Source organism: Trinickia sp., assembly GCF_057351765.1.
Genome location: NZ_JBMRBK010000022.1, coordinates 227,074 through 248,380, shown reverse-complemented (window position 1 = coordinate 248,380; position 21,307 = coordinate 227,074). Strand labels below are relative to the sequence as shown.

The 21,307-nt window shown below is 63.6% G+C and carries 16 protein-coding genes; 7 read left to right on the top strand and 9 right to left on the bottom strand.

Features of this window, described 5'->3' with window-relative positions:
* The coding region (locus ACO1XS_RS05710; protein WP_486390193.1) for a beta strand repeat-containing protein at positions 1-2,820 on the top strand (2,820 nt) is incomplete at its 5' end.
* A gap of 170 nt (positions 2,821-2,990) precedes the next feature.
* Positions 2,991-4,328 carry a TolC family outer membrane protein gene (locus ACO1XS_RS05705; RefSeq protein ID WP_331568502.1) on the top strand — a complete coding sequence of 446 codons (1,338 nt, stop codon included), beginning with the start codon at positions 2,991-2,993 and terminating at the stop codon, positions 4,326-4,328.
* Positions 4,329-4,357: 29 nt separating this feature from the next.
* Here ACO1XS_RS05705 and ACO1XS_RS05700 read toward each other — a convergent pair whose 3' ends face one another.
* The 4 genes from ACO1XS_RS05700 to manD all read right to left on the bottom strand — a co-directional run bounded on the left by ACO1XS_RS05700 (position 4,358) and on the right by manD (position 8,914).
* Positions 4,358-5,197: a GntR family transcriptional regulator gene (locus ACO1XS_RS05700; protein WP_331568501.1), complete on the bottom strand. Its 840-nt coding sequence runs from the start codon at positions 5,195-5,197 to the stop codon at positions 4,358-4,360.
* Between the two features lie 11 nt (positions 5,198-5,208).
* A complete protein-coding gene (locus tag ACO1XS_RS05695) occupies positions 5,209-6,504 on the bottom strand; it encodes an MFS transporter (protein WP_331568500.1) in 1,296 nt (431 codons plus the stop codon).
* A 133-nt stretch (positions 6,505-6,637) separates the two neighbouring features.
* Positions 6,638-7,693 carry an L-idonate 5-dehydrogenase gene (locus tag ACO1XS_RS05690; protein WP_331568499.1) on the bottom strand — a complete coding sequence of 352 codons (1,056 nt, stop codon included), beginning with the start codon at positions 7,691-7,693 and terminating at the stop codon, positions 6,638-6,640.
* Between the two features lie 12 nt (positions 7,694-7,705).
* Positions 7,706-8,914, bottom strand: a complete 1,209-nt coding sequence (manD, locus tag ACO1XS_RS05685; protein WP_331568498.1) for a D-mannonate dehydratase ManD — start codon at positions 8,912-8,914, stop codon at positions 7,706-7,708.
* A gap of 92 nt (positions 8,915-9,006) precedes the next feature.
* Between manD and ACO1XS_RS05680 the strand changes: the two genes are divergently transcribed.
* On the top strand, positions 9,007-10,473 hold the full coding sequence (locus tag ACO1XS_RS05680) for a mannitol dehydrogenase family protein (RefSeq protein ID WP_486390192.1): 1,467 nt from the start codon (positions 9,007-9,009) through the stop codon (positions 10,471-10,473).
* 37 nt (positions 10,474-10,510) lie between these two features.
* On the opposite strand, the gene ACO1XS_RS05675 is transcribed toward ACO1XS_RS05680, so the two are convergent.
* The 3 genes from ACO1XS_RS05675 to ACO1XS_RS05665 form a co-directional block, all read right to left on the bottom strand.
* Positions 10,511-10,834: a thioredoxin family protein gene (locus ACO1XS_RS05675; protein ID WP_331568496.1), complete on the bottom strand. Its 324-nt coding sequence runs from the start codon at positions 10,832-10,834 to the stop codon at positions 10,511-10,513.
* A 26-nt stretch (positions 10,835-10,860) separates the two neighbouring features.
* Entirely contained in the window at positions 10,861-11,385 is a 525-nt protein-coding gene (locus tag ACO1XS_RS05670; protein ID WP_331568495.1) for a DUF6496 domain-containing protein, read from the bottom strand.
* A gap of 158 nt (positions 11,386-11,543) precedes the next feature.
* Entirely contained in the window at positions 11,544-12,227 is a 684-nt protein-coding gene (locus ACO1XS_RS05665; protein WP_331568494.1) for a hypothetical protein, read from the bottom strand.
* Between the two features lie 296 nt (positions 12,228-12,523).
* On the opposite strand from ACO1XS_RS05665, the gene ACO1XS_RS05660 reads away from it, so the two are divergent.
* The 3 genes from ACO1XS_RS05660 (at position 12,524) to ACO1XS_RS05650 (ending at position 15,812) form a co-directional block, all read left to right on the top strand.
* On the top strand, positions 12,524-13,315 hold the full coding sequence (locus ACO1XS_RS05660; protein WP_331568493.1) for a dienelactone hydrolase family protein: 792 nt from the start codon (positions 12,524-12,526) through the stop codon (positions 13,313-13,315).
* 213 nt (positions 13,316-13,528) lie between these two features.
* Entirely contained in the window at positions 13,529-13,756 is a 228-nt protein-coding gene (locus ACO1XS_RS05655; protein ID WP_331568492.1) for a hypothetical protein, read from the top strand.
* Positions 13,757-14,024: 268 nt separating this feature from the next.
* The gene (locus tag ACO1XS_RS05650; RefSeq protein WP_486390191.1) at positions 14,025-15,812 is read left to right on the top strand and encodes a GGDEF domain-containing protein; all 1,788 of its coding nucleotides are present in this window, start codon (positions 14,025-14,027) and stop codon (positions 15,810-15,812) included.
* On the opposite strand, the gene cydC is transcribed toward ACO1XS_RS05650, so the two are convergent.
* Together cydC and cydD are read right to left on the bottom strand one after the other, a co-directional pair.
* Positions 15,757-17,610: a thiol reductant ABC exporter subunit CydC gene (gene cydC, locus ACO1XS_RS05645; protein ID WP_486390190.1), complete on the bottom strand. Its 1,854-nt coding sequence runs from the start codon at positions 17,608-17,610 to the stop codon at positions 15,757-15,759. The two genes, ACO1XS_RS05650 and cydC, sit on opposite strands and share 56 nt — an antisense overlap.
* Entirely contained in the window at positions 17,607-19,391 is a 1,785-nt protein-coding gene (gene cydD / locus ACO1XS_RS05640) for a thiol reductant ABC exporter subunit CydD (RefSeq protein ID WP_331568489.1), read from the bottom strand. The genes cydC and cydD overlap by 4 nt, the downstream gene beginning before the upstream one ends.
* A gap of 309 nt (positions 19,392-19,700) precedes the next feature.
* Here cydD and ACO1XS_RS05635 point away from each other — a divergent pair, with 309 nt between their 5' ends.
* Complete coding sequence (locus ACO1XS_RS05635) at positions 19,701-21,302, top strand: cytochrome ubiquinol oxidase subunit I (RefSeq protein WP_331568488.1); 1,602 nt, start codon at positions 19,701-19,703, stop codon at positions 21,300-21,302.
* Positions 21,303-21,307 lie beyond the last annotated feature (5 nt).

The following is a 21,307-nucleotide window of genomic DNA, read 5'->3' as shown; positions in this document are numbered from 1 at the left end:
GATGGCGGGCAAAGCTGGAGCAGCAGTTTCACCGCCGTCGAGGGCACGAACAGCGTCGAGGTGCGCCAAACCGATGTGGCCGGCAACGTCTCCAGCGCCACGAGCTTCAGCTTCACCCTTGATACGGCGGCTGCCGCCCCGGGCGTGACCCTTGCCACCGATTCCGGCAGCAGTGGCTCGGATCACATCACCAACGTCGGCACGCTCAATCTGAGCGGTGTCGAGAGCGGCGCTGCGGTACAGTACTCCACCGATGGTGGCCAAAGCTGGAGCACCAGTTTCACCGCCACCGAAGGCACGAACAGCGTCGAGGTGCGTCAAACCGATGTAGCCGGGAATGTCTCCAGCGCCACGAGCTTCAGCTTCACCCTCGATACGGCGGCGGCCGCCCCAGGCGTCGCGCTTGCCACCGACTCCGGCAGCAGCGCGACCGACCACATCACAAACATCGGCACGCTCAACCTCAGCGGTATCGAAAACGGCGCCACCGTACAGTACTCCACCGATAACGGCGCTCATTGGACCAGCAGTTTCAGTGCGGTTGAGGGGCTGAATTCTGTCGAGGTGCGCCAGACCGATGCTGCCGGCAATGTCTCCAACGCCACCAGCTTCAGCTTCACGCTCGATACAGCGGTGGCCGCGCCGGGCGTGGCGCTTACCACCGACTCCGGCAGCAGCACGAGCGATCACATCACCAACATCGGCACGCTCAATCTGAGCGGTGTCGAGAACGGCGCCGCCGTACAGTACTCCACCGATGGTGGCCAAAGCTGGAGCACCAGTTTTACTGCCGTCGAAGGGTCGAACAGCGTCGAAGTGCGCCAAACCGATGTAGCCGGGAATGTCTCCAGCGCCACGAGTTTCAGCTTTACCCTCGATACGACGGCCGCTGCCCCGGGCGTGACCCTTGCCACCGATTCCGGCAGCAGCACGACCGACCACATCACCAACGTCGGCACACTGAATCTGAGCGGTATCGAGACCGGCGCCACCGTACAGTACAGCACCGATAACGGTGCTCATTGGACGACCACCTTTACCGCCGCCGAAGGCCCGAACTCGCTGCAGGTGCGTCAAGTAGACGTCGCCGGCAACACTTCGGCCGCCACCGCATTGAACTTCACACTGGACACCACGGCGCCCTCCACGCTGACCTGGCAGTACAGCGGGCACACACTGACAGCCACCACCGACACATCGAATGTCTGGAAGGTCACGATTCACGACAATTCGACGGGTGTCGACTATCTGGCAACACAGCAAAGCCCGGGAACGTGGAGCTTTTCGAACCAGACTCTCAATCTGAACAAGGACTCCGTTACGGTGACCGAGTGGGACCTCGCGGGCAATACGCGATCACTGCAACACACAGCTCCTGCCGGAATCGCCGGATCTGACATCAATCTGGCATTGGCGGATCCATCGAACGGCGCAGCCGATCTCACGGTAACGATCTCCGGCATGCCGGCCGACTGGAAACTCAGCGCCGGGACCGACCTCGGCAACGGCTCCTGGCTCGTGTCGACACACGATCTGAGCGGACTCTCCGTTACGCCCCCCGCGTCTTTCACTGGCGCAACGGTACTGAACGTAACGGAGAACTGGACCAACGCCGACGGCAGCCACTCGTCGCTCACTGTCTCAGACAACGTCGAAGCCTACGCGGCCAACGCCCCCATTTTCGCTTGGTCTGGCTATGACCACCTGAGCGGCTCGAGCGCGAGCGACCTCTTCGTCTTCGCGCAACCGATAGGTAACGATACGCTGCATAACCTTGATGTTGGAGCCGACAAAATCGATCTGGTCGGATTTGCCGGCATGGGGAGCTTCAGCGATGTACAGTCACACATGACCGATGACGCCAATGGCAACGCAGTCATCACACTCGGTGCCGGCCAAAGCATTACGGTCGACGGCGTGCATTCGGCGGACCTGACAGCCAGCAACTTCGTGTTCGATCAAGAGCCCGTGACTACCAATACAGGCATCCTGACGATCAACGATGGCGCCATGCTGCCCATCGGCGGAACCATCGAGAATACCGGGACGATCTTACTTGCTTCGACCGGCGACGAAACGAACCTCGAAGTCCTCGTCAAAAATGTAACGCTCGAAGGCGGCGGCCAGGTTCAGCTTTCCGACGACAGTCACAACATCATCTTTGGGGGCGCAGCCGATGCGGCGCTCGTCAACGTCGACAATACGATCGCAGGCGCGGGCCAAATCGGCGCCGGCCAACTGACGCTGACGAACGGTGGCACGATCGTCGCCAACGGCACGCATGCGTTGGTGATCGATACCGGCAGTAACACCGTCAGCAATACGGGCACGCTCGAAGCGACTGGGGCGGGCGGTCTCGTGGTCGACGGTGCCGTACTGAATACAGGAAACCTCTGGGCCAATGGCGCAAACCTGACGATACACGGCGACGTGACCGGAAACGGGGCCGCCACGATCAGCGGTGCGGCAACACTGGAATTCGGTGGCGCCTCGGCAACCAATACCGCGTTTTCGGACGGCGCAGCCGGCACGCTCCAGCTCGATCGCGCCGAAAGCTTCAGCGGTTCCGTCTCGGGCTTTACGACCGGCGACAAGCTGGACCTGGCAGACGTACTTTATAGCGACCACACGACGCTCAGCTTCACGGCAAACGATGCGGGAACAGGTGGCACGCTGACCGTCAGCGATGGCGTCCACACAGCTCAGGTTGCGATGCAAGGCAATCTGTCCAGTGGAGGGTTCCAGCTCGCGCAAGACCAGAGCGGCGGCACGCTGGTCACGTATATTGCGCCGGCCTTGCCGCATGTCCAGGAGTATTAACGGAGATATCGGAAGAACCCGTGTCGGAATCCGCTTAACGGGATTCTCCTGATTGAAAGCGCAACGTATCTCAAGCAATATAAATCGTCGAATGATGCCGAAGCACCGGGGGCGGTATTTTTTGCTTCGGCATCATGAGATAGCGGTCTTGGGGTTACAGGAAATGCGCAATGAATAAAAATAGGCCAAGGCTTGCAATGCTTTTATTGCTGGCCGCGATAACCGTCGATGCTTCAGACGCTTGCGCACAGACCCTTCAAGAGGCAGTCGAACAGGCCGTCGCAACCAATCCCGAAGTGCTTGCCACGGATTATCATCGCGAGGCAGCGGATCAAGCGCTGAAACAAGCGCAAGCCGGCTACTTGCCGCGTCTCGATGTCGATGCCGGCATCGGCCGGGAGCGACGCGACGACACCGAAACGCGCCTACTCGGTTTGAATCGCACTACTTTCACGCATCGCACCGCCAACGTTACGTTGACGCAAATGCTGTTCGACGGCGCGGGCGTCAAAAGCGAAGTCGCACGCCAAAGGGCGCGCATCGAATCGTCTGGTTATGGAGTGGCAGCGACGGCACAGGATGTGGCGCTGCGCGTCGTGGGTGCCTATCTCGAAGTATTGCGCCGGAAAGAAACAACTGCCGCGGCCGAAGACAACATCGAGGCACATCGCCGCATCTACGAGCAGATCAAGTTGCGTAGCGATCGTGGCGTTGGACGACGCGCAGATCTCTATCAGGCTGAAACTCGTCTGGCGTTGGCCAGCGACAACTTGCGCTCGGAGCAAAGCAGCCTGAAGGATGCGGAAATCGCGTACACACGTCTGGTCGGCGTGCCGCCGGCGGCGCTGATGAAGCCCATCGCGCAGGAGGAGGCGATCCCGCCTACCGAGCAACTGGCTGTGGATGCCGCGTTGGCGCGCCATCCTTCGCTCGGCGGAGCCGACGCGGACGTCGACCAGGCGCGCGCCCAGTACAACGTCGCAAAGTCAGCGCTATGGCCGCGCCTCGATCTCGAAGTCAGCACCGCGCATGACCGCGAAAGCATGCTCGGCCCCAGCACGGATCGTCGCGTCATGCTTCGGCTGCGCTTCAATATTTTCAGTGGCGGTGCCGACAAGGCACGAATCGGGGAAGCCGCAGCGCAGATTCGCGAAGCCGAGGAGCAACGCGACCATACGCGTCGCGAAGTGCAGGAAACTGTCTCGCTTGCATTCAACGCCTACCGCACCGCGCGTGATCGTACCGCCGTCCTCGCGCAGTACGTAGGCTCGAGCGCGTCCACACGCGAAGCCTATGGGTTGCAATTCGGCATTGGGCAGCGCTCGCTGCTCGATCTGCTCAACGCCGAAAGCGAGTACTACAGCGCGCGCATCGATTACATCAGCGGCCAGTATGCTCAGACGGCGAGCGCTTATAAGGTCTTCTCAGGCATGGGGCAGTTGCTCGATATGCTTCACGTCGATCTGCCGCCCCAGGCCATTTCGTCCTACCGTCTGCGGGTGCGATGACGCATCCAATCTCGTCGCATGCACCGTGCTCAGGTGCACAGCGATACGCGCTCCGGCTCGTCTGCGTCGAACCAATCGGGATTGCGAGCGGCGACAGGGCCCAGTGAAACGAGGATTTCCCGCAAGTGTGCGCGCATCGCCTGCTCCGCCGCGGCGGGATCGTGCGCGCGCAACGCGGACACGATCTTCGCGTGCTGGCGAATCAGCAAATCGAGCGGTGAAACCTCGGGCAGGCTCAGATAACGCACGCGGTCCATTTGCGCCTTGATATCCTGAATCGTTTCCCAAGCCGCGATACAGTCGATCGATTGCGCAATGGAATAATGAAACGCCTCGTCGAGCGCAAGGAATCGCGCGGTGTCGTTCACCTTTGCGGCGAGCTTCTGATCGCGAAGGTTTTCGCCGAGCTGCAGCAGTTGATCATCGGTAATCGATTCTGCCGCCTTGCGTGCCACGGCGGTCTCGATCGCCTCGCGAATGAAACGCCCCTCGCGCACCCTTCGCGGCGAAATCTTGCGCACGAACGTACCGCGCTGAGGCAATACCTGCAACACGCCCGCCTCGGCGAGCTTGATGAACGCTTCACGCACAGGTTGTCGCGATACGTGAAACATATCCGACACCTCTTTTTCCGACAACGGCGTGCCGGGGACCATCTGCCCTACGAAAATCGCCTGGCGCAACGCCCGGAAAATCTGTGCGCCGATCGGCTCATGGGAATCGAGCGAAACCTGCGCGGCCAGGTCGGGAAGCGCGGTGCGCGGTGCAGCGGCCAACCCGCCGCGCCGCCTGACCGTTGCAACGGGTGCCGGCCGGCCGGTCGGCGAGGCGGAACGCGGAATCGAAGCGGTGGAAAGCGTGGTTTTCATATCCCACCATACTACCATGCGCGTCCCACCCGAACGCCCGCTGGGCGCGGCTCGCGAATGCCCACGATCGAGCAGACGGCGCCTGCCACCGCAATGCCGCCTGCCAGGACGAACGCACTCGCGTACGAGCCGTGCGCGGCTTGCACGATGAAACCCGTCGCGGCCGGCCCGATAACGCCGGCGAGATTGGCGAGAAAGTGCACGAAGCCGCCGACACCGCCCACGTGGCGGCGCGGCACCGTATCCTGGATCACGGCCCAGTACACGGAACCCGTCACATAGAGAAAGAAAATCGAGACCGACATCAGCGCAACGGCGCCCGATGTGCTTTGGACCCCACCCGCGAGCGCGACGCACAGCGCCGACGCGCCAAGGCATACGCCGAGCACGATCCGGCGCGACAGCAACGGTCGTCCCGTGACCTTGAGAATGGCGTCGGAAATGAAGCCGCCCGAGGCAAGCCCGACGCTTCCGAGCAGCCACGGGATGACCGTTGCGATACTCATGTCGCGCAGACTGAGGTGATGCGCCTCGGTCAGATAGGTCGGGAACCACGAGAGGAAGAAAAACAGCACGTAGTTATAGGCGAAAAACGCGCATGCCGTGGCGAGCACGAGCGGCTTCCGCAGAAAATGCGTGAGCGGCGCGGACTCCTCGTCGATGGCGCCTGCGGTACTTGTGTCGCGCTGTTGCTGCCCGCTCTCGATCAGCTCGAGCTCGGAGCGGGAAATGCGCGGATGATCGCGCGGCTCGTCGGTCGTCGTCGTCACCCAGGCGACGAGCCATATCAGCCCGAGCACCATGATGCCGACGAAGGCCCAGCGCCAGCCGAACCGCACGGCAAGATAGCCGACCACAGGCCCTGCGAGCGCGCCGCCCAACGGCGTTCCGGAACTGATGACACCGATTGCGCTGGCGACTTCGCGCTTCGGGAACCAGTTGTTGACCATTTTGCTGTTCGACGAGCTGAACGGCCCTTCGCCCATGCCGAACAGCACGCGTAGCACGATCAGCGAAGCGATGCCGGTTGCAAGTGCCGTCGCACCGCAGAAAATCGACCAGATCGCCATGGCGGCGCCGAATACGCGCTTCGCGCCGAAGCGGTCCGACAGCACCCCGCCGACGAAGTTGAAAATGGCGTAGCCCACGAAAAAGCTGCTGAACACGACGCCGAGCTGCGCATGCGTGAAGTGCAGGTCTTGCTGAATCAACGGCGCCGCGATCGAGAGCGCTGCGCGATCGAGGTAGTTGACGAGGCCTGCCAGGAAAAACAAGGCGACGATGTACCATCGCTGGCTCTTGAACATGATTGCGTCTCCTTAGCGCGTCAGCGCTGACTTTCATCGATACAAAGCTGTCGCGCCTCTTTGCGGGCGTGTTCGACAAACCTGAAAATGCAAATGCAGACCGGCACGAAGCGCCCGTTCGCATCGCGTCAACTCAATCGAACTGCAGATGAACCTTCATCGATTGCGACCGATCGTGCGCCACCTCGAATGCATGATTGGCCTGCGATAGCGAGAACGAATGCGTCATCAGCGGCCGCAAGTCGAGCTTGCCTTGCGCGATCTCCCGCGCCGCCACGGCGTATTCGTCGGCAAAGCGGAACGAGCCCGTGTAGCGAATCTCTTTGGACATGACGAGGTTCGCCGCGACCGGCGACTGCCCGGCGGGCAGATTGCCCACCTGAACGACGGTGCCGCCCGCGCGCACGGCGCGCAGCGCGGTATCGAGCCCGGCGGGACTGCCGGACGCCTCGATGACGACATCGAACGTGCCGCGCGCCTCGGCCCAGCGCGATACCACGTTCGTATCGCCTGCATCGACGGTTTCATCGGCGCCCATTGCGCGCGCGATATCGAGGGCCCGCTTCGAAAGATCCATGGCCACGAGCCGATGCGCGCCGGCACGGCTCGCCGTAGCCAGCAACAGGCAGCCGATCGGACCGCACCCGACGACGAGCACCTGCGCGCCGACGAGCGAGCCGGCACGGCGAATCGCATGCAGCGCCACCGCGAGCGGTTCGGCCATCGACGCCTGCGCGAAATCGAGCGTCTCGGGTACCGCCACGCATTGATGCTCGGCAACAACGATGTACTGCCTGAACATGCCCTGGCTATGTGGGAACGTCGAAGCACTGCCCATGAAGCGCATGTCGAGACAATGGTTCGGCATGCCTGCCACGCAATAGCGGCAGCGCCCGCAGGTCAGCCCCGGATTGACCGCGACGCGCTGACCCACCGCGACCCCGGCAGCCGCGCTCGATTCCGGCACTCCCGGGCCGAGCGCGTCGATTTCGCCCGACACCTCGTGCCCGAGGATGAACGGCTCTCGAACGGCGAAGTCTCCGCTCTTTCCTTTGAAGTAGTAGGACAGGTCCGATCCGCAGATGCCGCCCGCGCGTACGCGCACGCGAACCTGCCCCGGGCCGGGTTCGGGACGTTCGATGTCGTCGACACGAATGAGCTTCGGCTCATGAAGCACGGCTGCCAGCATTGAGAGGACTCCTTACCAGTTCCAGAGGGTGCCGTCTTCGAGTCGCGCGACGGGAAGATAGGCCGGGTCGTAGGGATAGCGCGCGGCCAACGCCTCGTCGATATCGACGCCATGCCCGGGCGCCTCGCCCGGGTGCATCATGCCGCGTTCGAACCGCCACGCGTGTGGGAAGACTTCGAGCGCGGCTTGCGGAAAACCCATGTATTCCTGTACGCCGAAGTTCGGTACCCACAGGTCGAAATGCAGTGCCGCGCCCATGCAGACGGGTGACAGATCGGACGGGCCGTGACAGCCGGTACGCACCTGATAAAGCGAGGCAAAGTCCGCCACGCGGCGCAGATGCGTGATGCCGCCGGCATGCGTCAACGTCGCACGGATATAGTCGATCAACTGCTCTTCTATGAGTTGCTTGCAGTCCCAGATGCTGTTGAACACCTCGCCTACGGCAATGGGCGTGACGGTGTGCTGGCGAATCAACCGAAAGCCGGCCTGGTTTTCGGCTGGAGTGGGATCCTCGAGCCAGAAAAGCCGGTACGGTTCGACGGCCTTACCGAGGCGCGCCGCTTCGATAGGGGTCAGGCGGTGATGGACGTCGTGCAGCAAATGCGTATCGAAACCGAAGCGCGCGCGCACGGCCTCGAAAAGCTTCGGTACGAAATCCAGATATTTCTCCGAAGACCAGCTGTGCTCTTGTACGACACCTTTGGTGGCCGGCTCATAGACGCCCCCGCCTTTCGCCACGCCGTAGACCGAGCGCATATTCGGCACGCCGCATTGCACGCGAACCGCCTTGTAGCCCGCCTCGATATGCTCGGCGTATCGATCGAGCGCCTCGGAAATATCGGTGCCCGTCGCGTGCCCGTACACCATTACGCCTTCGCGCGAAGCGCCGCCGAGCAACCGGTAAAGCGGCAGCCCCGACACTTTGCCGAGAATGTCCCACAGCGCCACGTCGACGGCCGCGATCGCCGTCATCGTCACCGGGCCGCGCCGCCAATAGGCGCCCTTGTAGAGGAACTGCCAGATGTCTTCGATACGCCCGGGATCGCGGCCGATGAGCGCCGGGCAGACGTGGTCCTTCAGATACGACGCCACCGCCAACTCCCGGCCGTTGAGCGTCGCATCCCCGATGCCATGAACGCCTTCGTCCGTGACGATCTTCAATGTGACGAAATTTCGACCGGGACAGGTGACGATGACATCCGCGCGAACGATTTTCATAGGGTGAGTCCTTGCATCTGCTTCGATGTTGGCTCATGCTACCATACAAGTATGTTTGATTGACTCCAAGGGATAACCCGGATATTCGCCTCATGACCCCTGCTCCTCGTCTGACTCGTCACGCGCTGCCCGAGCTGACAGCGCACCTTCTATCGCCGGGCTGGCGCGAGCCCGACATCGGTATCGTGCATTTGGGCATCGGCAACTTTCATCGCGCCCATCAGGCGCTCTATACGGAGCAGGCCGTTGTGGCCGCAGGTGGGGGCTGGGGCATTTGCGGCGTCACATTGAAAGCGGATACGGGCAAGCGCGATGCGCTCGCCGCCCAGCAAGGGCTCTATAGCGTCATCGAGCGCGGCCCCGATGGCGAACGCATCACGCTTGCGCGCATCGTTCGCGAAGTGCTCGCGCTGCCCGACGATCGCGCGCGGCTATTCGAGCGGCTCACCGATCCGTGTGTCCGCATCGTGTCGCTGACGGTGACCGAAAAAGGTTACTGCCGAGACACTGAAACGGGCGATGTGGATCTGGGGCACCCTGACATTGCCCATGACTTGGCGCATCCCGACGCGCCGTCGACGGTTCCCGGCATACTCGTCGCCGCGCTGCGCCGCCGCATGGCCGATCCGTTTACGGTGCTGTGTTGCGACAACCTAGCGCATAACGGCGCAGCGACGCGCCAGGCCGTCGCCTCTTACGCCCGGGCGCTGGATCCGTCCATTGCGGACTGGATCGTCGGAAACGTATCGTTTCCCTCGACGATGGTGGATCGGATCGTACCGGCGACGACTGAGGCGGATCGCGAATCGGCATCCGCGGCGCTCGGCTATACCGATCTGATGCCGGTGCCTTGCGAGCCGTTTCGGCAATGGGTGGTCGAAGACCGTTTCCCGGGGGGGCGCCCCGCATGGGAGCAGGCGGGCGTACAAATGGTCGAGGACGTGACGCCGTTCGAGCTCGCAAAGCTACGCATGCTCAACGGCACGCATTCGACGATCGCCTATCTCTCGATGCTCGCGGGCATCGAAACGGTCGATGCCGCGATCGGCGAGAAATCGATACGCCAATTGATCCACGCCATGATGACCGAGGAAATTGCACCGACACTGAGCGTGCCGCCGTCGCTCGACCTGCACGCTTATCGCGACGCATTGCTTCAACGTTATGCGAACCCGGCTCTCAAGCACCGCTGCGCACAGATCGCAATGGACGGCAGCCAGAAGATTCCGCCTCGTCTGCTTGGGCCCATCGCCGAGCGCCTGGCTGCCGGCCAGCCGTTCCCGCGGCTCGCGCTTGCCGTTGCGGCATGGATGCGGTTCCTGCGAGGGCGAAGCGACGATGGTGCGCCGTATGCGATCAGCGATCCGCTTGCTGCCCGGCTGACGCACGCCGCACAGGCCGCGGCGAATACGCCAGAAGCGCTCGCCGACGCCTTGCTCGGCATCAGAGAGGTGTTTCCCGAAGCGCTCGCGGGCAACCGCGTCTTGCGGGATGCGCTCGTTCGAGCGCTGTCGGCCCTTCGCGAAGGCGCACGCCACGCGGTTCAGGCCTATGCTTGAACGCCGGTCCACGCCTCTGGACGCGGACAACCAGCCGTCAATCGATTTGCTCTGCAGCTTCCTCGATGACGCTGGCATCCGACGGGCGCACGACGCGCGCGACCTCGGCGCCGTCCCGCAGGAAAATCAGCGTGGGCCAAAGCTTCACCTTGAATGAACGGCCGAGCGGCCGGCCCGGGCCATCCTCGATCTTCAAATGGCGCACCTGCGCGCGCGGCCGGAGCGACTGGGCAATCAGCGGCTGCGCCCGCTCGCAGTAGCCGCACCAGTCCGTGCCGAACTCCAGGACCGTCGGACCGACGAAGGCGTCGACTTCGCCGCGCGTCGGCGGTGTTTTCGAATAGGCGGTATCGCGACTCATGAGCATTCCCCGTTGCCGATGAAGGCTCAATGATGCGCGCGTGCCGCGCGCGTGTGCGCGGCCTTTTTCGCGGCCGCTTTGCGGCCAGCCGCGCCCTTGGTGGCGGCGGCCTTCTTGGCCGCGGCGGAGCGGCTTGCCGCCGGGCGCTTCGCCGCCGCGGACTTGGCCTGCGCCGAAAGTGCACCGCGCGATGCGCTCTTTTTACCCTCGTGTTTGAGCACGGCCGTCGTCGTGCGGGAACGCTTGGCAGTAGTCTCCTTGCTGGCCGACTTGCGCGCCGCGGCCGGGGTTTGACCCACCTCGCGATCCTTCTGCGCCTTCTTGCGCGTCGACTCGCTGGTCGCCCCCTTCTTCGGCGGCTTCAAGTCCACACCCGCCCTGCGGGCCTTCGACAGTCCAATGGCCACCGCTTGCTTCGCCGACTTCACGCCATGCTTGCCGGCGCGCACGTGATCGATCTCTTCCTTCACGAATTCGCCGGCCTGCGTGCTCGGCGCTTTGCCCGCGCGCTTGTCGGCACGGGCACGCGAGAGGGTTTTCTTCTCAGGCATGGCAGTTCTCCCATGGATTGGTTGGGTTTCTTACTGCCGCGCAAGTCCTGTGCCTCGCTTCCCGGAAGTCGTCGCTGCGGGCCCCGGCGGTCAACCCGCAAGCGCACAACGGCGGCGCCCGCCATGCCGCCGGCCAGGTGTCAGTGACGCCGATCGCCTCACGGCACTGCCGTTTCGCGCCGAAGATCGATCCATGCCACTTGCGGATAGGCCCGCGCCGCATAGTCTCGCAGCATCGCGGGCACGATGCGCGCAGGAACGAAAAGGCTTTGCCGCAACGACAACGAAAGCGCCACTGCGGTCTCGTCCGTCGCAGCGGGCGCCGCCTCCCCGGTCAGCACGACGGCGCGCACCGATGTCGGCCGCCCCGGACGCAGCCACGGCGACACCATTCCGGGCGCCATCCCGAACTCGATCAAAGGATCGCAGCCGGGCGGATTGATATGCAGCCGTTTGACGCTGGCACGAGCGAGCCCCAACCGTTCAGCCACCTCGCGCATGAGATCGCGGCTCAGCAATGGATCGCCGGTGGCTGTGCACAGCAGCGTGGAGTCGCCCAAGCGCACCGTCACGGTCTTTTGCACTTGGGCTGGTGCGACGATGCGCTGCTTTTGCGCCGCACTGAATGACGGAGGATGCGACCGAACGGCAGGCTCGACGCCGTAGCGCAGACAAAGCGCGAACATGAGCGCCACGCTTTGTCGGGGCAGCGCCGTGTCATCGAATCCCGGCTCGAATGCCGTACCCTCGCGAAGGCTCACTCCCGCGGGTTCGAGCGTCGTGCCAGGTCGAAAGCCAGGGGACTCTGAAAAGAACAATCGAAAATCCGGACCGCTCGTCATAACGCCCTCGTGCGACAGCAGTTTCGAACGCTTGCTCGGGGTGTCCGGCCTGGCAATGTCTACCGGGCAACGATGCTGCCAGAAACGCGGCACGGACGCCGAAAACGATACCGGCCGCACCGTGGGCCGAACGCGCCGAGAATCGTGAAAACCTGCATGTCGTGCGATGAGGATTACGGCTTTGTGTAGTGGCAGGCGCCAACGCGGGCTAATGCTGCAAGTCTGTTCACCCTAGAATGAGGACTTCCCGTCGAAGCACTCCACCCGTTCGTCCAAAACGCCGAAAGGATACTGACATGCGAGCCCTGCGCCTCGTTCTGATGCTGCTGACCGCCCTCATCGCTTCGCCGGTGCTGGCGAAAATGGTCGTCAAACCCGTCGAATGGACGCTCGACGGCACGACGTTCGATAGCCGGCTCGTCTATGACGACGACTCCATGGCGAAGCGCCCGGGCCTCGTCATGGTGCCCAATTGGTACGGGATCAACGATATCGCCATCGAAAAGGCGAAGAAGATCGCCGGCAAGGACTACGTCATCCTGCTCACCGACATGTACGGCAAAGGAACACGCCCGAAGGGGGACGAAGACGCCAAGGCGGCGGTCACGCCGCTCTACAAGGACCGGGCCATGATGCGCAAACGCATCGTCAAGGCGTTCGAACAGCTCGAGGCCGCCGCGGCCGGGGCTCCGATCGATCGCGCACGCCTTGCCGCCATCGGCTTTTGCTTCGGTGGCGCGGTCGCACTCGATCTCGCGCGCAGCGGCGCCCCTGCGAAGGCCGTGGTCGCCTTTCATGGCGATCTGAGTACCGACAACCCGGCGCTCGCCCGAAACATCAAGGCGCGCGTGCTCGCCATGAACGGAGCCGACGACGCGTTCACCATGCCGGACGCCCCCAAATTCGTCGAAGCAATGAAGCAAAGCCCGGCCGACTGGCAGTTCGTCGAGATCGGCCATGCCGTTCACTGCTTTACGGAAACCGAGGCCACGAGCCCTACGGGAATGTGCCGCTATGACGCGAAAGTCGCGGCCCGGTCCTATGCGATGATGCGCGAATGGCTCGCCCAGAGCTTCGCCTCGAACTGAGCGCGGACTGTCACGCCTGAACGCATGCCAGAAAATCCCTACACCATGCGCAACCTATCCTTACTCGACAATCCGCCTGCGCCTATCGAACAACCGAGCGCATACGCGTAGCATGGTTCTCGAGCGGCGAAATCGATTTCTATCGATGGCGCCGCCCGCGCGGGGCCACCCCGCGCGCCGCACTACCACTCGAACAGAAATGGGAGCCACGACATGAACACGTCCTACGCCAGCAGCAGCTACGACGCTTGGGAATTGCCGCCCGAGGAGCGCGAACTGCGTCAGTGGATCACCGACTGGTATCAATCGGCAGTGAAAAGCGGCTATGTCGAACCCCCCTATGAACTCGACAACGAGATGGCCGAACGCCTGGAAGGGTTCTTTCGCTTTGGCCTGACGCCTGCGGAAGGCGCAAACGTGGTCTTTGGCAGGCTACATTGACGGGAGAATCAGCCGGGGGCCGAGCGTTCACCGCGGCGGCCTCCGCCCCCGCCCCGCTTCTTGCGATAAGCGGGGTCTACGTGTTTTCCCCTACGCGTGCCCGCTAGCCGTAATCCGCTATAAAGATTGGCGCCCCGCCTGCCGATAGCCAGATACGCCCTTTCGGCGAACGGCGAACGGCCGCTAATGACGCGTGCCGACCGGTTTCGATTCGTATCGGGAGCTAGGCCCCGCCCGCCACGCTCGCGCGTGGCCGGCATGACGCGTCATGAAAGACAATTTACATTCCCGGATGCCAATGGGCCGGCGCTTCAATATCGGCGTCGCGTGCGCGCTCGTGCCCGTTCTCTTGCTGTCCTATTTGCTGCTCAAGCATCAATGGATGGCGTTTCAAGACGCGGACGCGGCCGTGCACCGTTTTCACTCGTTGGGCGCCACGCTGATCGCGATGGAGAAGATCTCCGCCGAGCGCGGCCCGATGAACGGCGTGCTCGGCGAAGATCTGCCCATCCCAGCTATGCGCACGGTTTTGCTCAAGCGTGCGCGCATCGAAAGCGACGAGCGACTCAATCGCCTGCTCGAAACGCTGAGCCCGGACGAGTGCGCCACCTGCTCGGACGATTACGCGATCGTGCGTCAGCTCAAAAGCGAGCTGACGGCGGCACGCGTTCAGGTCGATCGCCTCGCGGCCATGCCGCGCGCGGCGCGCGACGACCGCGCGCTGGAGAACGTCCTTCATCGCATGTTCTCGATCGTCGACGGCTTCAGTCCCGTGGCGGTCTCGCAGACCTCGGCGGTTGCGCGCGGCGATCCCAACACCATGAATTGCCTCATCATCTCGCGTCTGGCCGCCGATCTGCGCGAGCATGCAGGCCGGCTCGGCTCGCGCTTCACGAGCGCGCTGGCCATGCGGCGTCAGTTGACGATCGACGAAAAGCTCGCGATCGCGCAGACGCACGGCCGCATCGACCAGATACGCGCGCTCATCGACGCGCGCATGGTCGAGCATCCGTTGCTGAGCGCGGAAGCGTTCGCCGCCGTCAACACCCGGTATTTCGGCGACGGCTTGCGCTATGTCGCCTCCGTTCAGGCGCTTGCCGATCGGCCGATCGGTGCCGGCATCTCCACGGGCCGCTTCGCCGAGGAGTATGTGCCCACGATGAGGCCGATCGTCGGCTTTCGCGATGCAGTCCTCGAGAAGACGGCGTCCGAACTACAGCGCAACCGCCATGCCGCGCTGGCGGCCGCGGTTACCACGGCCGGCGGCGAAGTGCTGTTGCTGATCGCCCTCGGCTTGCTCATCGTCGGCTTCAGGCGCGACGTGGTCAGCCCTTTCGCAGAGGCCACCGCGGCCATCCAGGCCATCGCGGCCGGGAACCTCGATCATCAGGTACCGTGTTCGTTCAGCCGGGACGATATCCGCGTGATGTTCGATGCGCTGCGCGTCCTGAAAGAGAACAGTATCGAACGCGCGCGGCTCGAAACCGACCGCGCACGCCTGATCGACGAGTTGGCGACGATGGCCGAGACCGACCCGCTCACGCGGCTTTTGAACCGGCGCGCCTTCGAAGGGCGTGCAGGCGCCTTATGCCGGCAGCCCTATGATCCTTCGTCACGCATCGCGCTGATCATGTTCGATATCGACTACTTCAAGCGCGTCAACGACACCTACGGCCATGCCGTCGGCGACGAAGCGCTGCGCAGGGTCGCCCAACTCTGCCACACTCACTTCGCGCGCTCGGATATCGTCGCGCGCATCGGCGGCGAGGAGTTTGCGGTGATGACGCGCGTGCAAAACACCGAAGCTGCCCGCGAGATGGCCGAGCGCATGCGGCAGGACATCGCCCGCGCCGCCGTGGATACCGACTCGGGTACGCGCTGTCAGATGACCGCGAGCTTCGGCATTGCCATCGCTACGGGAGCGGCCGCCGAGCTCGAGGGACTCCTCAAGCAGGCCGACCAGATGCTCTACGAGGCCAAGGTGGCCGGGCGCAACCGCGTCATGGTGCGGCGTGCCGCACAGGCCGGCGACCCCGCCGAGGCAGCGGCGGGTTGACGCGTTCGCGCGAATCGCATCGCCATAGCTCGGAAAACGGCCCCTGCCCGCGGGCCAGCCTGCCCGGCGCACCGCGTTCGACGATGCCGCCGGCGTCCATGACGAGGACTTCGTCGACAAGCTCGGTCAGCGCCGAAAGGCGGTGCGTGATCAGCAGCACGCTGCGTCCTCGCATCAACGCCATGACGGTATGCAGCAGTGCCTGCTCCGTGATGCTGTCGAGCCCTTCGGTCGGCTCGTCGAGAACGAGAATCGGCGCATCGAGCAACAGCGCGCGCGCAATCGCCAGACGACGTGCCTGACCACCCGACAACCGTGCGCCCGCCTCGCCGATCTGCGTGTCGTAGCCTTGCGGCAGGTCCGTGATGAAATCGTGCAGCTGCGCGCTGCGGCATGCCGCCTCCAGCGCCGCTTGGTCGGCGTCGGGCCGCGCGATCAGCAAATTGTCGCGAACGGTTGCGTTGAATAGATAAGTGTCTTGCGAGACGACGGCAATGCGTGCGCGCACGGATTCGCCCGCGCACTCGCGCAACTCGCGATCGCCAAGCCGGATGCTGCCGGCCTGATAGTCCCAAAAGCGCAGCAGCACGTTGACCAGGCTCGATTTTCCCGCGCCGCTCGCGCCGACCACCGCGAGGCGACCGCACTCGGGCAACTCGAACGACACATTGCGCAATGCCCAATCGTCGCCCTCCCGATATCGCATGAAGACGCCCTCGAACGCGAGCGCGGCGCCGCGCGGCACATGCGGCTCGGCTGGGTCGGCCACGGCAGGCGCCGCATCGACGAGCGCAAAAATACGCCGGGCGGCCGCGAGACTCTCGCCGAGCATCTGCATGGCGAGCGGCAACGGCATCGCGGCTTCGAACGCGGCCAATACGAGGAGCGCCAACATCGCCAGATCAGCCGGCGGCAAGGCACCGCGGCTCACCGATGGAACGACGAGCACGAGCGTCGCCCACATCGCCAGCGATGCCGCTACGACGAGCGTCCCTTGCGAGAGTGCATCGAGCCGGTTCACCGCGGCCTGCCTGGCGACGAGTTCCGCCGATAGCGCGTCGATGCGCTGCGCATAGCATGCCTCACCGCCGTAGACACGCAGTTCGGCCGACCCCTGCATGGCGTCGACGACTGCCTCGCGCATTTGCGCGCGCAGCGCCACGCATGCACGCGAGGGCTCGTTCGCGCGGGCCAGCAGATAAGCCGGCAGCACCACGCCGGCAAACAGCAGGCAAACGAACAGCACGAGTGCCGCCGGCAGGCTGAAAACGGCCGTGGCAGCGATCAGGATCGCTGCACCAACGGCGCCTACGATAATCGGCAGCAGAACCCGCAGATAAACGTGATCGAGACTATCGATATCGGACTGAATGCGGCTCAGGAGATCGGCGCTGCGCAGATCGGCCAGGCGAGCCGGCGCTAGAGGCTCGATACGAGAGTAGAACCAGACGCGCAGTTGGGCCAGCAACTGCAAAGTGGCATCGTGGGTGACGAGCCGTTCGATGTAACGCCCAAGCGTACGAACGATCGCGCAGGCGCGGATCGCCGCCGCCGGGGTGAAGTAGTCGAAAGCCGTCCGCGCGATACCCGCGAGCGCCATCGAGGCGATGAACCAGCCCGAAAGCGCCATGAGAGTGACATTGGCAAGCAGTGTCGCGAGCGAGACGGCTGCACCGAGCGCCATCCGCTTCCAGTACGGACGAAAGAGCAGAACGAGGCGGATGAAATCGGCGCGAGCCTCGTGCGCAAGACGCACGCGGGAATGCTTCGGCCGGTCCGATCGCAGCGAGGCGCTCACGATACAACTCCGGAAACCGCATCTGCATGCGCATCGTGCGTGTCGTAGGCTCGCATCAGACGGCGATAAAGGCCGTCGCGGGACATCAATTCCCGATGCGATCCGCTCTCGAGGGCGCGTCCGCGATCGATGACGACGATATGCGTCGCCAGTTGCGCAGTGGCCGGCCGGTGAGCTGCAAGCAGCACCGTCCGTCCACGCGCGAGCCGACCGATCGCGGCATGAATGCGTTGCTGCGTACGCGCATCGAGATGGGCGGTCGGCTCGTCGAGCAGTACCACGGGCGCATCCTTGAGAAAGGCACGGGCGAGCGCAAGACGTTGAATCTGACCGCCGGACAAGCCCACGCCACGCTCGCCGACAGGCGTGTCGTATCCGGCGGGCAACGCCTCGATGAATTCGTGCGCATCCGCAAGCTCGGCGGCCTCGCGCACGCGCGCGAGCGAGGCGCCGGGCGAAGCGAGCCGCAGATTGTCGAGCACCGTACCCGCGAAGAGGTGCGCGCGCTGCGGCACCCATGCCACGTTCGCGAGCCAGCTGCCTTCGTCTATGGCCGACAGGTCCATGTCGCCGATCCAAATCGAACCGCTTCGGGGCAACGCGAAGCCGAGCAGCAAATTGAGGGCGGTGCTCTTACCCGCTCCGCTCGGGCCAACCAGGGCCGTGATTTCGCCGGGCTCGGCAACGAAGCTGAGCGCATCGACCGCGGTGCGGCCTTCGGCATGCGCGAACGACACGCGCTCGAAACGAATGCGGTGAGGCTGCGCAGGCTGCAGCGTCGCCCGCGCAGCGCAACGCTCCGGTAACGGTGCACTCAGGATGTCGACGATACGCTCCGCGGCCGCAATGGCCTCCATGCGGGCGTGATAGTGCGTGCCGAGCGTACGCAACGGCAGATAGAACTCAGGGGCAAGCAGCAACACGAAGAACACCGGCTGGAAATGCACCTTCGCATAGAGCAGATTGAAGCCGATCAGCACGGCGACGATCGCAATGCTGACCGTCGACAGAAATTCGAGCGCCACCGAGGACAAAAACGCGATCCGCAAGACCTGCATCGTACTGTGCCGATACGACTCGGACACGCGGGCGACGATTTCCGCTTCGCGCCGACTGGCGTTGAAACGCTTGAGCGTCGCGAGGCCCGCGAGGGTGTCGAGCAGGCGTGCGCTCAAGCGCGCGAGCCGGCGCCACTGGCGCTGGTTCGCGGCCACCGCATCCTTGCCGAGCAGCGTCATGAAAAGCGGGATGAGCGGCGCAGTCAATACGAGCACGAGACCCGATACCCAGTCGAGCGGAAATATCACGACGACGAGCGCGAGCGGCAAGAGTGCGCTCAACGCGCGCTGCGGAAGCCAGCGTGCATAGTAGCCCTCGAGCGCCTCCACTCCCGTGACGAGATGGCTCGATAACGCACCGCTCGACTCGTTCGCGAGCCATGCGGGACCGAGCGCCTGGATCTTGCGAACGAGCTCCGCGCGCAACGCGGCGCGCACGGTCGCCGCGCCGGCGAACGCATATCGCTGCGCCGCCTGCACGGCGACGAAGCGCAAACCGATCGCCGGCAGCATGGCCGCCAGTGCCGGCCACACTGTCGCGAGCGCCGCGCCGCGGAGGATGACCGCGTTGACGATCCACGCCAACAACGCCGCCTGTGCGATCACGGCGACTCCTGCCGTCAGTCCCATTGCGACGGCCATCCTGAGGGGCGCACGTATACCGTCCGCGCGCCGCGCAAGCCATGCATCCAGGGTCTTTTTCAACTGAGAATCGGGGCTCATGCTCTTGAAGCTCGAACATATAAAAACATCGCGGCACGATGTCGCACCCATTGCGAAGAACGATGCAACCGTACCCGCACGCACCATAACAGAACCACGCTCGCGCGAAACGATGCCCGGCGCGCGGAGGCGCGCCGAGCCCCGTGTTTGCGTGGATCTTGCGACGGTATGCCGCAAGAAATCCAGCGGCGCTTAATTAAAATCAATAACAGTCGAACGTGTTGCGTTCGCGCGTTCGTGCCGGGTCTTTGCCGACACACGGTTCGCACCATTCGCACGATTCGGCAACGCCTATTACCGGAGCTTCACATGATCAGCAATACCGTGGTCGAGCTTTCGCGGCTTCAGTTCGCCGCGACTGCGCTCTATCACTTTCTGTTCGTCCCGCTCACATTGGGGCTGTCGTTTCTTCTGGCGGTCATGGAGACCGTCTATGTCATCACCGGAAAGCCGATCTACCGCGATATCACCCAGTTCTGGGGCAAGCTCTTTCTGATCAATTTCGCGCTCGGCGTGGCGACCGGTCTCACGATGGAGTTCGAGTTCGGCACCAACTGGTCGTTCTACTCGGGCTTCGTTGGCGATATCTTCGGTGCGCCGCTCGCCATCGAAGGCCTGATGGCATTCTTCATGGAATCGACGTTCGTCGGCCTCATGGCCTTTGGCTGGGAGCGGCTTTCGAAAGGCAAGCATCTCGCCGTCACCTATCTCGTCGCACTCGGCTCGAATCTCTCGGCGCTCTGGATTCTCGTGGCCAACGGTTTCATGCAGAACCCGCAAGGGGCCGCCTTCAATCCCGTGACGATGCGCATGGAACTGCAAAGCTTCAGTGCGTTGATTTTCAGCGAAGATGCGCAAACCAAGTTCGTGCATACGAGCATTGCCGGCTACGTGACCGCCGCCATCTTCGTGACGGGCATCAGCGCCTACTACATGCTGCGCGGCCGGCATATGGAGCTCGCCAAGCGCTCGTTTCGGATGGCCAGTCTGTTCGGTGTGCTCTCGGTAGCCGGCGTCATTACGCTCGGCGATGCGCTAGGCTTCGTGGGCGGCCATGCCCAACCATCGAAGCTGGCGGCAATGGAAGCGCTCTGGCAAACCGAGCCCGCACCGGCGCCTTTCAACGTCGCGGCATGGCCGCTGAACAGCGAGCGCCGCAACGCCTGGAGTCTGCAGATCCCGTATGTGCTCACGCCACTTCTCACGCACACGTTCGATACGACGGTGCCGGGCGTGGACCGCATCGAAGCCGATGCGGTGAAACGGATCAGAAACGGCATTCCCGCTGTCGCCGCATTGAAGGTGTTGAGCGCCGATCCGACCAACGCCGCTGCGCTCGCGCAGTTCGAGGCACACAAGGCCGATCTCGGCTATGGGTTTCTCGTGAAGCGCTATGCGGCTGGCCAGGACGTCGAGCGAGCGACCGAAGCCGATATCGCGAAGGCCTCGAAAGACACGGTACCGAACGTATTCCTGATGTTCTGGATGTTTCGCATCATGGTGGCCTGCGGCATTTCGATGCTGGCCTACTTCGTGATCGCCGTCATCTTGTCATTGCGCGGGGACGTCCATCGCCGGCGCCGGTTTCTCACGCTCGCACCATGGATGATCCCGGTTCCGTTCATCGCGTGCGAAACCGGCTGGATCACCGCCGAGGTCGGACGCCAGCCATGGTCGGTCTATGGTGTGTTACCCACCTGGATGTCGGCGTCCAGCCACAGCGTCGGATACATGATCTTTTCGCTCGCCGGCTTCTTGCTGCTCTATTCGGTATTCATCGTCATCGAGGCGTTCCTGATGGTGAGAGCGATCCGCCAAGGTCCCGACGCGCCACATGGCAGCGATACGGCACCCGCCATCACGGAGCCGGCGGCGGTTCGAACCGGCGCAACCGCTGCGCCGGCACGATAAAAAGG

Coding starts and splice junctions, on each gene's coding strand:
- ACO1XS_RS05655 (WP_331568492.1), top strand. CDS start 13,529: ATGAACACGTCCTACGCCAGCAGCAGCTACGACGCTTGGGAATTGCCG.
- ACO1XS_RS05650 (WP_486390191.1), top strand. CDS start 14,025: ATGAAAGACAATTTACATTCCCGGATGCCAATGGGCCGGCGCTTCAAT.
- cydD (WP_331568489.1), bottom strand. CDS start 19,391: ATGAGCCCCGATTCTCAGTTGAAAAAGACCCTGGATGCATGGCTTGCG.
- ACO1XS_RS05675 (WP_331568496.1), bottom strand. CDS start 10,834: ATGAGTCGCGATACCGCCTATTCGAAAACACCGCCGACGCGCGGCGAA.
- ACO1XS_RS05690 (WP_331568499.1), bottom strand. CDS start 7,693: ATGCTGGCAGCCGTGCTTCATGAGCCGAAGCTCATTCGTGTCGACGAC.
- ACO1XS_RS05705 (WP_331568502.1), top strand. CDS start 2,991: ATGAATAAAAATAGGCCAAGGCTTGCAATGCTTTTATTGCTGGCCGCG.
- manD (WP_331568498.1), bottom strand. CDS start 8,914: ATGAAAATCGTTCGCGCGGATGTCATCGTCACCTGTCCCGGTCGAAAT.
- ACO1XS_RS05660 (WP_331568493.1), top strand. CDS start 12,524: ATGCGAGCCCTGCGCCTCGTTCTGATGCTGCTGACCGCCCTCATCGCT.
- ACO1XS_RS05665 (WP_331568494.1), bottom strand. CDS start 12,227: ATGACGAGCGGTCCGGATTTTCGATTGTTCTTTTCAGAGTCCCCTGGC.
- ACO1XS_RS05700 (WP_331568501.1), bottom strand. CDS start 5,197: ATGAAAACCACGCTTTCCACCGCTTCGATTCCGCGTTCCGCCTCGCCG.
- ACO1XS_RS05670 (WP_331568495.1), bottom strand. CDS start 11,385: ATGCCTGAGAAGAAAACCCTCTCGCGTGCCCGTGCCGACAAGCGCGCG.
- ACO1XS_RS05635 (WP_331568488.1), top strand. CDS start 19,701: ATGATCAGCAATACCGTGGTCGAGCTTTCGCGGCTTCAGTTCGCCGCG.
- ACO1XS_RS05695 (WP_331568500.1), bottom strand. CDS start 6,504: ATGTTCAAGAGCCAGCGATGGTACATCGTCGCCTTGTTTTTCCTGGCA.
- ACO1XS_RS05680 (WP_486390192.1), top strand. CDS start 9,007: ATGACCCCTGCTCCTCGTCTGACTCGTCACGCGCTGCCCGAGCTGACA.